This window comes from Clostridioides sp. ES-W-0018-02 (assembly GCF_020658175.1).
Taxonomy (GTDB): domain Bacteria; phylum Bacillota; class Clostridia; order Peptostreptococcales; family Peptostreptococcaceae; genus Clostridioides.
On the sequence record NZ_JACVVY010000002.1, the window covers coordinates 239,578 to 253,161 of the forward strand.

Genomic DNA, 13,584 nt, shown 5'->3' on the forward strand with positions numbered 1-13,584 from the left:
GGGTGTGTAGATGTTAGTATCTTTAAAATGGCTTAGAGACTATGTCGATATAGACATGGATGTAAAAGAGTTCGCTGATAAAATGACAATGACAGGAACTAAAGTTGAAACAATAGATTATTATGGTGAAGAAGTAGAAAATATATTAGTTGGAAAGATTTTAGAAATAAAACAACATCCAAATGCTGATAAGTTAGTTGTAACTAAAGTAGATGTTGGAGATAAAGTTGTTCAAATAGTTACAGGAGCTACAAATATATCAGAAGGAGATTATATTCCAGTAGCTGTAAATGGTTCTAAATTACCTGGAGGAGTTGAAATTAAACAAACTGACTTCAGAGGTGAATTATCAGATGGTATGATGTGTTCAGCAGCTGAATTAGGTATAGATGAACATTATATTGAAGAATACAAAAGAGGTGGTATATATATTTTAGACCACGAAGACTCTTATGAATTAGGAAAAGATGTAAAAGATGTTTTAGGATTAAATGATGCTTTAATAGATTTTGAATTAACTTCAAACAGACCTGACTGCAAATGTATGATGGGGATAGCTAGAGAAGCAGCTGCAACTATAGGAACAAAAGTAAAATATCCTGAAATAGAAGTAAAAGAAAGTGACGAGGAAATAGACTTCAAAGTTGAGATAGATAATCCAGATTTATGTAGAAGATATGTTGCTAAAATGGTAACTGATGTAAAAATAGAACCTTCTCCATACTGGATGCAAAGAAGACTTACAGAAGCAGGTGTAAGACCTATAAGTAACATAGTTGATATAACAAACTTTGTAATGTTAGAGCTTGGTCAACCACTTCATGCTTTTGATATAAATCAAGTAGAAACAGGAAGAATAGTAGTAAGAACTGCTAAAGATGGAGAAAAGCTTGTAACACTAGATGATGTTGAAAGAACATTAGACAAAGATATGTTAGTTATAACAAATGGAGAAAAATCACTTGGTCTAGCTGGTGTAATGGGTGGTGCAAACTCAGAAATAACTGACAAGACAAAGACTGTACTTTTCGAAAGTGCCAATTTCAAGCCAGAAAACATACGAATGACAGCTAAAAAAGTGGGAATTAGGTCAGAAGCATCTTCAAGAAATGAAAAAGCCTTAGACCCTAATCTTGCAGAAATAGCAGCAAATAGAGCTGTACAACTTGTTGAAATGTTAGGTGCTGGAAAAGTATTAAAAGGAACTGTTGATGTATATCCAAATAAACCAGAACCTAAAAAATTAGTAGTAAATCCTCAAAGAATCAACCATCTTTTAGGTGTAGATGTACCAATGGAACAATTTGTAGGAATTTTAGAATCATTAGAATTTAAATGCAATTTAATTGCTGATGATAAGCTAGAAGTAGATGTACCAAGTTTCAGAACAGATATGGAGCAAGAAGCTGATGTATGGGAAGAAATAGCTAGAATTTATGGATTTGAAAATATACCTTCTGTACAATTAGAAGGAAATACAACAGCAGGGGTTAAAACTCCAAAACAAAAATTCATGGAAGCGCTAAAAAATAATTCAACTGCTGTAGGATTAAATGAAATATTAACATATTCATTTGTAAGCCCTAAGGGAGTTGACAAGATAAGAGTACCAGAAGGTAATATAAAGAGAAACTTTGTCAAGTTGATGAACCCATTAGGAGAAGAAACTTCTGTAATGAGAACTACTTTAATACCAAATATGTTAGATGTTTTATCAACTAATATATCTCATAAGATAGAAGAAGTATCAGCATTTGAGTGTGGACATATATTCACACCACAAGATTCAGAACTTCCTATGGAAGCAAATAGAATGTGTGTAGGTATGTATGGTAAAGATGTAGATTTCTTTGCATTAAAGGGAGCTATAGAAACTGTACTTGTAAATGTAGGATTTAAAGATTATGAAATTGAACCTCAAGATAATAATACTACCTTCCACCCTGGTAGATGTGCTAAAATAGTGTATAATAATAAATATGTAGGTACATTAGGTGAATTGCATCCAGATGTTATAGAAAACTACAATCTAGGGCAAAGAGTTTATGTTGCTGAAATAGATATTGATTTTGTATTTGATAATTCTGATAGAACAAAGAATTATGTACCATTACCAAAATATCCATCTACATCTAGAGATATAGCTCTTATTGTTAAGGATGATGTATTTGTAAAACAAATAGAAGATATAATAAAGGAAAATGGTCAAGGATTAGTAGAAAGCTACAAATTATTTGATGTTTACAAAGGTTCTCAAATAGAAGCTGGATATAAATCAATTGCATATTCAATAACTTATAGAAGTAAAGATAAAACTCTAACAGATGAAGAAGTAGCTAAGGTGCATGATAAGATATTAAGTGAATTAAGCAAAAAATTGAATGCTAACTTAAGATCAAATTAACAACTAATGTCGGGGAGGTTAGGATGAACAAAGTAATGGTAAAAATCCATGGCGCTGAGTATCCAATGGTTGGAGACAAGTCAGAGAAATTTATGATTAGTATTGCTGATTTTGTTGACAAAGAAATGGATAAGATAACACGTCAAAACCCGAAGCTAAGCTTATCAGTTGCTGCAATATTAACTGCATTAAATATATCAGACCTTTTATTTGAATGTTCAGATGAAAATGAGAGGTTGATTAAAGCTAATGAAGAATTGAGCAAGAAGGTTGGTTCATCCAACGAAGAACTTCAATTAGAAATCAAATCTTTAAAACTTACAATAGCAGAAAAAGAAGCAGAAAATCGTGAAACTGAAGCTAAAATGAAAGAGTTAATTGAGATTATAGAAAATAAAAAGCAAGAAATATTTGAACTTAGTAATACAACAGAAGGCTCTAAAGCCGAGTTAGATGCTTATAAAAACAAGATAGAAGAGTTAACTGCTCAGCTTGAAGAATCAAATGAAAGAGCTACTATAGCTGAAAATTTAGCTTCTGAGTTTCAAAACAAGGCTTATGATTTACAGCTAAAATGTACAGGGTTAAATAATGATGTAAAAAACGTGGAATAAATTAAAAGATTTGCTGTCTCTTGTTTTTTGAGACAGCTTCTTTTAATTTATAAATAATAAATATAAATAACATGTAATGTATACATATAACTAGTGTATAAATAATATGTAAATATAAAATTTTTTTAAAATATTAAAATAAAAAATAATATCTAAAAGAATTTTGATTTGGTATCTATCAATAGAAAGTGAGATGTTTATATATGACAAAACAGAGCCAGATGTCTGAATCATTCTTCTTATGCGCTTTATTGGCAATAACAGGAGGATTTTTAGATATTTATACTTATGTAGTAAGAGGAAAAGTATTTGCTAATGCACAGACTGGAAATATAGTTTTATTTGGTCTTAACATAGCAGAAGGTAATGTCAGGAAATCTTTTTATTATTTTATTCCTATTTTGGCTTTTATTTTAGGGGTGTTGATAGCAGAAAAAATAAGAAATCATTTTAAAAATAATAATAGAAAGATTCATTGGCGACAAGTTATCATTGGAATTGAAATGATTACTATACTTATTGTTTCTTTTATTCCTCAAGGAAAATTTAATATGTTTGTAAATGTTGCTATATCTTTCATTTGTTCAATGCAAGTTGAGAGTTTTAGAAAGGTAAATGGCAACACATTTGCAACAACAATGTGTACTGGTAATTTAAGAAGTGCTACAGAAACACTATTTCATTATGTGCAAACTAAAAATATTTTTATGATAAAGAAGAGTTTGCAGTATTATGCTATTATTATATTCTTTATTTTGGGAGCTATTTTGGGAACTGTTTTTACAAAGATTTTTGTGGAAAAATCTATATTAATATGTTTCCTTATTTTATCAGTAGTCTTTATAGTTATGTTTATCAATAAAGATGATTCTTTTAATTTAAATTAACAAAACAATAGAGTCATTATTTGATATACTTTAAATATAGTAAGTAGTATATAAATTTAGTGTAAATTTGTAAATTATAGACATGATAACATTAAGTTTAACAAGTATATATAGAGGAGAAAAATATGAAAAAAATAGAATTACTTGCACCAGTTGGCTCTTTTGATTCCTTGAAAGCAGCAGTACAAAATGGGGCAAATGCTGTGTACTTAGGTGGAAAAGACTTTAGTGCGAGAGCATCTGCAAATAACTTTGATAGAAATGAGTTGATTGAAGCTGTTAAATATTGTCATATAAGAGGAGTACAAGTATTTGTCACTGTAAATACATTGATAAAACAGTATGAGATAGAAGATTTTGTCGAGTATGTAAAATTTTTATATGATATAGATATTGATGCATTAATAGTTCAAGATATAGGTATGGCAAGGCTTATAAAAAAATTACTACCTGATTTTGAATTACATGCAAGTACTCAGATGGTAGCTCATTCGCTAGAAGATGTAAAATACCTTAAAAGCGTAGGATTTGATAGGGTAGTTTTGGCAAGAGAATTAAATGTTGATGAGATAAAATGGATTTGTGAAAATACAACTGTAGATGTAGAAGTATTTGTGCATGGGGCTTTATGTGTATGTTATTCAGGTCAATGTCTTATGAGTAGTATGATAGGAAACAGGTCTGGAAACAGAGGAAGATGTGCACAACCATGTAGACAAAAATATGAGTTAATAGATATAAATACAGGTGAAGTTGTAAATAGTAATGGAGATTACTTATTAAGCCCTAGAGATTTAAGTACTATAGAAGATTTAGACAAAATAATCGAAGCAGGGGTATTATCTCTAAAAATTGAAGGAAGAATGAAAAAGCCAGAATATGTAGCTACTGTAGTTTCAGGATATAGAGAAGCGATTAATGAGTTTATAAGTGAGAATAAAATAAATATTTCTGAGGAAATAATAAATAATTTGTATACTATCTTCAATAGAAAGTTTACTAAAGGATATATATTAGGTGAAGTTGGTAAGGATATAATGAATTCTGATAGACCTAACAATCAAGGTCTATATGTTGGAAAAGTCTTAGACCATAATAGAAAAACAAAGAGACTTAGAGTGATACTAGAGAATACCCTTAAAAAAGGAGATGGAATCAACTTAGGTGGAGGAACTATTGGAAGAATTATAAAAGATGGAGAGATAACTACAATAGCACACAAAGGAGATTTAATCGAATTAGATTTTATTGGGGAAGCAAAGAGAAATCAACTTATATTCAAGACTTCAGACAGTGAATTAATGGACAAAGTACAGTCTACATTTCAGCAAGATAAAGAACTTATAAAAACTAACATAAATGCAAAAGTAAGTATTAAATTGGGTGAAAAGCCAGTACTCTCTATAAGTGATTTTTGTGGTAATAAAGCAGTTGTAGAGGGTGAAAAGGTAGCTGAAAAAGCTATAAAAGTTGCTTTAAGTGAAGAAAAAATCGAAACACAGATTCAAAAACTTGGAAACACGCCTTATAAATTAAAAGATATAGACATTGATTTAGACGAAGGTGTAAGTATACCTATAAGTATATTAAATCAAATGAGAAGAGATTGTATTGAGCTTTTGGATGAGGAAAGAATAAGGATAAAAGAGAGAAGATTTAAGGAAAGTAAATTAAAATATAAACCAGCTAAAATAAATCGACATAAAGAATTTAATACAACTCCTAAACTTAGAGTTAAAGTTAAGAATTTAGAGCAATTAGAATCAGTACTAAAATATAATGTAGATTTAATTTATTATGAAGATATAAATACGCTATTTGAAGCTTTGGAAATAGCTTCAAGTATTTCTAAAGAATCAGTTAATTTAAGTTCAAATATAGATAGTGTAAATTCTTCATTAAATATAGATGATGTAAATGTTTCAAGTGAAAGAACATCTAGCTTTGAAGATAGATTAATCTATTCAGCACCAAGAATTATTAGAAATAGAGAATACAAACAGTTTGAAGTATTAGATAATATAAAAGGGCTAAATAAAATTCAAATTGGTAATTGGGGTTCTATGGATTATTTTAAAGATAAAAATCTAAATATAGATTGCTATTTGAATACTTTTAATAGTGAAAGTATAAATCACTTTAGGGATACAGGAGCAAATACGGTTTGTTTATCACAGGAGTTAAATTTAAGTGAAATTGAACAAACATTAAAATATACAGATGCAGAAATTGAAGCAGTGATATATGGATATACGCCTATGATGGTCACAGAATACTGTCCTATGGGGGTTGTTGTTAGAGATTGTAAAAAAGATAAGAGAGTAGCTAAATGTAAGGAGAGCAGTTATGCTCTAAGAGATTTTACAGATGCAAGTTATAGGATAACACAAGATATATTCTGTAGAAGCACTATTTACAATTCAAAGGTAACCTGTATGTTGGACAATCTTTATGAATTAGATGAGATTGGAGTAGATGTATTTAGAATAGATTTTACAGTGGAAAATAGTGAAATGGTAGAGAAAGTTATTGAAGCTCATATTGAGGTTTTAAACAATAATTATAAACTTGGAGAAAAAGCTACTAACTTATATAAGCAATTGGATGAAATTGGAACAGTTGCAGGACACTACTATAAAGGTGTAGAATAGATATAACATGAAAAATATACATAAATATATAAAAACTCTTGAATTTATGTGTATTAATATATAAAAATATCATATCTATGAAAAAACAGGGGGATTACTGAAAATGAGAGAAGAAGCTTTAGACATTTTATTTAAGTATTTAGAAACTGATAGAATGAGAAAACATTGCTACGCAGTTGAAGCAGTTATGAAAGATTTAGCCAAAAGACTAGAGCCAGAAAAAGAAGAAAAATGGGCGGTTGCAGGTCTTTTACATGATTTGGATTCAGATATAGTTGGAAGAAAACCAGGAGAAATCTGTGAAGGTCATGCAACAACAACTGTAGAACTTCTTAAAAAAGAAAATTTTGGTGATGAAGAAATGTATAGAGCAATACTTGGTCATCATGATGGTATGGGGGTTACAAGAACTAGTTTAATGGAAAAAGCTATATATGCAGCAGACCCTATAACTGGATTTATAACTGCAATAGCTTTAGTTTATCCAGATAAAAAACTTACGAGTGTAAAGACAAAATCTGTAATTAAAAGAATGAAAGAAACAAGATTTGCTTCAAATGTAAATAGAGATGCAATGAGAAGTATAGAAGATATAGGGATTCCATTTGATGAATTTGCAGAGCTTTCTCTTAATGCAATGAAAAATATTAGTGATGTACTTGAAAACAATGAAAATGAGTAAATAAGGAAAATAACAATAAATTTAAAAATGTGAATTGACAATAATTAGTTTAAATAAATGACTATAATTAATATAAACTTAAGGTCAACTTGTTAATAATTGACTGCAATGAGTAATTATAGTGATTCTTTGCATCAGTAATTATAGTAATAAACTTAAATATATAAAATAAGTAAATGAAAAATAGAAAAGAGAAAGTAAGGCGAAGTATATGAAACTTACGACTATTTGTTATATAGAAAAAGACAGTAAGACTTTAATGTTGTATAGAAATAAGAAGAAAGATGATGTACATGAAGGTAAGTATGTAGGTGTTGGTGGCAAATTTGAGCAGGGAGAAACACCAGAAGAATGTATAGTTAGAGAAGTTAAAGAAGAAACAGGTCTTACTCTTAAGTCATTAACATACAAAGGATTGATAACTTTTCCAAAATTTAAAGATGAAGAAGATTGGTATATGTTTTTGTATTTTTCAGATGAATTTGAAGGAACTTTATCTAACAAAGATTTAGATAATTGTAAAGAAGGCAAGTTACTTTGGGTTGATAATGATAAAATATTTGACTTAAATATGTGGGAAGGCGACAGATTATTTTTAGATTGGGCTAAAAAAGGCAAAATTTTTAGTGCAAAGATAACATATGATAATGGTAAATTGAAAGATTACAGTGTAAATTTTTTAGATTAATTAAAAAATTAAAGCCTCTGTATTGTTAAAAAAATAAAAATTGACTAGGACAACTATTTGATTTATACTAGAGTAAAAATTTTAAAATGGAGGAATAATCTGGAATGATAGACATAAATTTAGACAAATGTGTAGGATGTGGCATGTGTGAGTCAGACTGCCTTGTAAATGCAATAAGGGTTAAAGAAGATAAAGCAAAGGTGAAAAATATTCTCTGTATTAATTGTGGTCACTGTATGGCTATATGTCCAACAGATGCAATAGAAATGCAGGGATTTGATAAAAATGAAGTATTAGAATTCAATCATGAAAATTTTGAACTAGAGCCTGAAAAATTACTAAACTTTATCAAATTTAGAAGAAGTATAAGAAGCTATAAAGACATAGAGGTAGAAGAAGAAAAAATAAAAAACATATTAGAAGCAGGAAGATACACACCAACAGGTGGAAATAGACAACCGATAAGATACATATTAGTAAAAGAAAAACTAAAAGAAGTAAAAGAATTAGCAATAGAAGGGCTTTATAACTTGGCATTAAATACTGATGATGAAGACCCTGTACGTTCTATATATAAAAATACATTTAAGAGAATGTACAAAAGATATAAAGAAGAAGGATATGATTCTCTATTCTATGATGCACCATTACTTATGGTAGTAGTTGGTGATACTTCTTTAGGAGGAAGTGTATATGTAGATGGTGGATTAGCTGCGTCTAATATGGAGCTTATGGCTTATTCTCAAGGATTAGGAATGTGCTACAATGGATTCTTTGTTATGGCATCAAATGTAGAGCCAAAGTTAAAGGAATTATTGGGAATGAATGATAATGAAGCAGTTATAACTTCATTTATATTGGGATACCCAAGTGTAAAATATAAGAGAACTGTAAATAGAAATAGTGCTAAATTTGAAATAAGATAGAACTTAGAATGTATTATATACTCAAGATTAGCACAAGATAATGTATACATTTAATATAGTAAATTTGTTGTAATAATCAAATAAATCAGTTATAATCTAGGTATATTGTATATGGTGAGGATATTTAAATTTTTAAGTAAATTTTTATATCCTTTTTTATGCTAATCTACTTTTTCATATCTAAAAGTTTAAGTAGTAATTTGCATTGTAAATCTTAATTATATGGAGGATTAGTGTAGTGAATTCAAAAAAATTACTTTTATTAATTATTGTAATTGCATCCATATTCACTTCTTGCATATTTCCTTTTAATGTCAATGCTCTAGGTAGTGATAATCGTACTATTCGGGTTGCTTATCCTATTCAAAAAGGGTTAACTGAACTAGATAAACAAGGTAAGTACTCTGGATATACATACGAATATCTGTTAGAAATTGCACAATATACTGGATGGAATTATGAATTTGTTCAAGTATCTGGTGATGAAAATGAAGTTCTTACAAAACTAATGAAAATGTTAGAAAAAGGTGAGATTGATATAATGGGAAGCATGTTATACAATGAGCAGATGGAAAAATTGTATAATTATGCAGGTAATAGTTATGGAGTAGTAAATACAGTATTACAAGTATTATATGAAAATACAGCTATTGATAGTATAAGGTTAGAAGCTATGAAAGAAATTCGTATTGCTGTAATAGAGAATTCTAATACTAGGCTTAAAGAATTAAATGAATATTGCAAGATGAATTTAATATCACCTAAATTGGTATATTGTAAGTCACAAGAAGAACAATTACAAGCACTAAAGGTTGGTGAAGCAGATGCACTGCTTAATGTGAGTGTGAGTCCAATGGAAGGTGTGCGTACTATAGCTAAATTCTCACCAAAGCCATTCTATTTTATTACACCTAAAGGAAGTACAGACTTAACTCAAAGACTCAATTCAGCAATTAATAATATCGAACAGACAGACCCATATTTTTCGACTGCTTTGTATGAAAAATATTTTACACCAGAAAATAGTAAGATGATTTTGTCTGATGATGAAACTACATATATTAAAGATATAGATACATTAAAAGTTGGAGTACTTTTAAATAAGCCACCATTTCAAAACATAGATAAAAAAACAGGAGAATTAAAGGGTATATCAATAGATTTATTAAATCACATATCTGATAAAACTAGATTGAAGTTTGAACTGGTGCCTGTAAAGTCACAAAAAGATTTGGATAAAATGACTAAAAATCATGAAATTGATATTGTAGCAGGAATGATTTATGATTATGAAGATTCTCGTAAACACAATGTGACTATGTCTCGACCATTTGTTTCCACCCAATATATTATGATGATTAATAACAAATTAAATGAAAATAGTTTAGATGGAAAACGTCTAGCTCTACCTAAAGGGACTGGTTATGATAATTATTTTAATGGGGATGTCATATGGTATGATACTTTGGAAGAGTGTATAGAAGCTGTTAACAAAGGGTTTGCAGATTATACTTATGGAGAAGGATATTCTATACAGTACTATATTAATCAACCTAAGTACAAAAACGTACGTTTAGTTCCACAGACTTATGAATCACAGAGTATTTGCTTTGGAATAGTTAAACCAAGTAAGCAGGAATTATTGGGTATATTTAATAAAGCTATTATAAGCATTCCATCAGAAAAGATGCAATCAATTATCTATCAAAACACTACATATAGACAAGACTTTTCACTACTTTATATTATGCAACAAAATCCAATTGAAACTATTTTAATAGTTGCTAGTTTATTACTTTGCATTATTGGAGGTATGGCATGGAGCCTGCATACACGTAAAAGTATGAATCAGAAAATATCTTTGGAACTTAAAAAGCATGCTGAAGTTTATGAAATGGCAAGTGAATACTTTTTTGAATATGATTATAAACGAGATAAATTGATAGTTTCTATGAAAGGGAAAGGAATTAGTACTTATTATGGTATAAGTAAGAGTGCTATGAGTGAGATTGAAATAGAACATAATAAAAAGTTTTTTGATGTAATCAAGTCACAGGAGAATGGGACGACTGAAATGTATTCTATATGCGCTGATGGTAGTTGTCACTGGATTAGAATTACTTCAAAAATAATTTATAATGAAAAAAGTGTACCAGTGTATGTAATTGGAAAAATATCTAATATTGATTCTGAAAAAGAGGAAAAAGATAAGTTACTGGATAAGGTTCAAAAAGATGGCTTAACAAATATTCTTAATTCAGCATATATTAGAAAGTTAACTACAGAAAGTTTATCTAATTTATCTCCTAACAAAAATGGAGCTTTGTTAATTTTAGATATTGATTATTTTAAGTCTATTAATGATACTTATGGGCATTTAATTGGAGATAAAATATTAATTGATGTTGCAAAAGTACTTGCTAGAAGTTTTGAAAAAAATGATATTGTTGGTCGATTGGGTGGAGACGAGTTTAGTATCTATATTAAAGATATAATAAATAAGGAAGAACTTATCAATAAATGTAATGAAGTATATAAACAAATTCACCTCATAAAACTGCCAAGTGGGAAAAGCATATCTATAAGTATGGGTGTAGTAATAACAAAATATGGACAGAAATATGATGAATTATATCAAATGGCAGATGATGCTCTTTATGATTCTAAGAAGCAAGGAAGAAATAAATTTAAAATAGTAGGAGTATAATTTTTAGTAAGATTTACTATAAAAATTGTAAATAAGATACAATTGAACGAGTTTTGTATAATTGTACATAAAAGAGATGTATTAATTTATATAAGATTCAGTATAAAAATATAATAAATTTTTAAATAAAAAGTATCTAATAAATCTTTTTAAAGTAAAAATAATAAAGCCCAATGACGTATGTTATTATCATCATTAGGCTTTATTTCTATGAATTAATACTAAAATTAAACTTGATGCTAACATTAGTATTAATTTACAGGTTAATTTTATATGGATTTACTTAGAATTAAAATCTGCTTCTTAAAACTTAGTTTTAATATTGGTTCATAGATTTTAATATTTCAATAACATAATCCCAAACATTAGCAATAGAAGGTATACTAACGTGTTCTTTTGGAGTATGAACATCAAACATATCTGGTCCTATAGAGATAGCTTCAGCATGAGGAAGTTTATCAAGTAATAATCCACACTCAAGACCAGCATGTAGAGCCATAACAGTAGGAACTTTACCAGTTAATTTCTCATAAGTTTCACTACATATTTTTTCTAATTTAGAACCTTTTTTAAATTCCCAAGCTGGATATTGAGATGTAAGACCATAGTCAGCACCTAAAGCTTGAGCTAAAAGTCTTATTCTATCAGCTATCTCATCTCTAATAGACATAACAGAACTTCTAACAGAAGTTAAGAATTCAATAGTTGATTCTTTAGTTTCAATTATAGCAAAGTTAGTAGAACTTTCAACTAATCCTTCTATATCAAGACTTACAGATTGAACACCATGAGGAGTTAAGCTTGACATTTGAATAACTTTTTCTTTGCAGTCTTTAGTAAGAGCTTTAGTTGCAGAAGTTTCAACTACTGAATAAGCCATATCAGGGTCAGAAGTAGTAAACTCATGTTTAAATGCAGTTAAAATATCATTTATTTGTTTTTTAGCAGATTCAACATCAGCTTTATCAACAGCTATTATACATTTAGCTTCACGAGGTATAGCATTATGCTTAGTACCACCATCAACTGAAACTAATTCGTAATCAACATCTAGTACGCTTAATACTCTAGCTATTGCTTTGTTAGCATTTGCTCTTTGTAAAACAATTTCCATACCAGAATGTCCACCTAATAATCCAGTAACTTCAACTAATAAAGCTTGCTTGTCAGCTCCAACTTCTTTGTACTCAACAGGTAGACTAACAACACAAGTTTTACCACCAGCACAACTAACTAATAGATATCCTTCTTCCTCGGAGTCCATGTTTAGGATATATTGACCTTTGATTAAGCTTGGGTCTAATGCATCAGCACCGTTCATACCATCTTCTTCATTAACAGTAACTAAAACTTCTAATGCTGGATGCTCTAAAGTATTATCTTCTAATATAGCCATACCCATAGCAACAGCGATACCATTGTCAGCTCCAAGAGTAGTTCCAGTAGCGTATATCATATCACCATTAATTCTTAATTTTATAGGGTCTTTAAGAAAATCATGTTCAACATTCTTTTCTTTTTCACAAACCATATCCATATGTCCTTGAAGAACTACTCCTGGACAATTTTCATATCCTTTTGTAGCAGGCTTTCTTATTATTATGTTTAAACTTTCATCCTGGATAGTTTCAAGCCCTAAATTTTTACCAAAGCTAAGTAAATAATCACTTATGCCTTTCTCGTTTCCAGAACCTCTAGGAATTTGAGATATTTTCTCAAAGTTTTTAAAAACATTTTCTGGCTTTAATCCTTCTAATACGTTTCCCATGACTTGTGTTCCTCCTTAATTTATCTATATAAGTAGCTATTTTTATAAAATAAGCTAAAATAAACTCCTTTAAAAAATATTAAAGAAGATTTTTTAACAGATTATATTACAAATAAAGCATGTTTATGTATAATATATAGATAGCTACATACATAGTATAATACAAAATATGTTTAAAATATATCTAAAAGAGAAAAAATATAATAAATTTAGAAATAAAAAAGAAATAAAACTTGCAGTTTTTATTGAAAATGCTT

Annotated in this window: 9 protein-coding genes; 8 read left to right on the forward strand and 1 reads right to left on the reverse strand. The window is 29.0% G+C overall.

Features of this window, described 5'->3' with window-relative positions:
- Positions 1-10: 10 nt before the first annotated feature.
- The 8 genes from pheT (at position 11) to IC219_RS21995 (ending at position 11,559) form a co-directional block, all read left to right on the forward strand.
- Positions 11-2,404, forward strand: coding sequence for a phenylalanine--tRNA ligase subunit beta (pheT, locus tag IC219_RS07530; RefSeq protein ID WP_227831289.1), 2,394 nt, complete (start codon positions 11-13; stop codon positions 2,402-2,404).
- Between the two features lie 23 nt (positions 2,405-2,427).
- Positions 2,428-3,018 (forward strand): cell division protein ZapA, encoded by a 591-nt coding sequence (gene zapA, locus IC219_RS07535; protein WP_227433469.1) that lies wholly within the window; start codon positions 2,428-2,430, stop codon positions 3,016-3,018.
- Positions 3,019-3,221: 203 nt separating this feature from the next.
- Positions 3,222-3,905, forward strand: a complete 684-nt coding sequence (locus IC219_RS07540; RefSeq protein ID WP_227433468.1) for a YoaK family protein — start codon at positions 3,222-3,224, stop codon at positions 3,903-3,905.
- A 125-nt stretch (positions 3,906-4,030) separates the two neighbouring features.
- The gene (locus tag IC219_RS07545) at positions 4,031-6,556 is read left to right on the forward strand and encodes a U32 family peptidase (protein WP_227483012.1); all 2,526 of its coding nucleotides are present in this window, start codon (positions 4,031-4,033) and stop codon (positions 6,554-6,556) included.
- Between the two features lie 103 nt (positions 6,557-6,659).
- Positions 6,660-7,238: an HD domain-containing protein gene (locus IC219_RS07550; protein WP_227433466.1), complete on the forward strand. Its 579-nt coding sequence runs from the start codon at positions 6,660-6,662 to the stop codon at positions 7,236-7,238.
- A gap of 211 nt (positions 7,239-7,449) precedes the next feature.
- Complete coding sequence (locus IC219_RS07555) at positions 7,450-7,926, forward strand: NUDIX hydrolase (protein WP_227433465.1); 477 nt, start codon at positions 7,450-7,452, stop codon at positions 7,924-7,926.
- Positions 7,927-8,030: 104 nt separating this feature from the next.
- Positions 8,031-8,852 carry a nitroreductase family protein gene (locus tag IC219_RS07560; protein WP_227483011.1) on the forward strand — a complete coding sequence of 274 codons (822 nt, stop codon included), beginning with the start codon at positions 8,031-8,033 and terminating at the stop codon, positions 8,850-8,852.
- Positions 8,853-9,090: 238 nt separating this feature from the next.
- Complete coding sequence (locus tag IC219_RS21995) at positions 9,091-11,559, forward strand: diguanylate cyclase domain-containing protein (RefSeq protein WP_227831288.1); 2,469 nt, start codon at positions 9,091-9,093, stop codon at positions 11,557-11,559.
- A gap of 316 nt (positions 11,560-11,875) precedes the next feature.
- Here the strand turns inward: IC219_RS21995 and IC219_RS07570 are convergent, their stop codons facing one another.
- Positions 11,876-13,327, reverse strand: coding sequence for an aminoacyl-histidine dipeptidase (locus IC219_RS07570; RefSeq protein WP_227824723.1), 1,452 nt, complete (start codon positions 13,325-13,327; stop codon positions 11,876-11,878).
- Positions 13,328-13,584 lie beyond the last annotated feature (257 nt).

Excerpts from the sequence above, each read along its gene's own strand:
- pheT (WP_227831289.1), top strand. The coding sequence starts at position 11 with ATGTTAGTATCTTTAAAATGGCTTAGAGACTATGTCGATATAGACATG.
- zapA (WP_227433469.1), top strand. The coding sequence starts at position 2,428 with ATGAACAAAGTAATGGTAAAAATCCATGGCGCTGAGTATCCAATGGTT.
- IC219_RS07540 (WP_227433468.1), top strand. The coding sequence starts at position 3,222 with ATGACAAAACAGAGCCAGATGTCTGAATCATTCTTCTTATGCGCTTTA.
- IC219_RS07545 (WP_227483012.1), top strand. The coding sequence starts at position 4,031 with ATGAAAAAAATAGAATTACTTGCACCAGTTGGCTCTTTTGATTCCTTG.
- IC219_RS07550 (WP_227433466.1), top strand. The coding sequence starts at position 6,660 with ATGAGAGAAGAAGCTTTAGACATTTTATTTAAGTATTTAGAAACTGAT.
- IC219_RS07555 (WP_227433465.1), top strand. The coding sequence starts at position 7,450 with ATGAAACTTACGACTATTTGTTATATAGAAAAAGACAGTAAGACTTTA.
- IC219_RS07560 (WP_227483011.1), top strand. The coding sequence starts at position 8,031 with ATGATAGACATAAATTTAGACAAATGTGTAGGATGTGGCATGTGTGAG.
- IC219_RS07570 (WP_227824723.1), bottom strand. The coding sequence starts at position 13,327 with ATGGGAAACGTATTAGAAGGATTAAAGCCAGAAAATGTTTTTAAAAAC.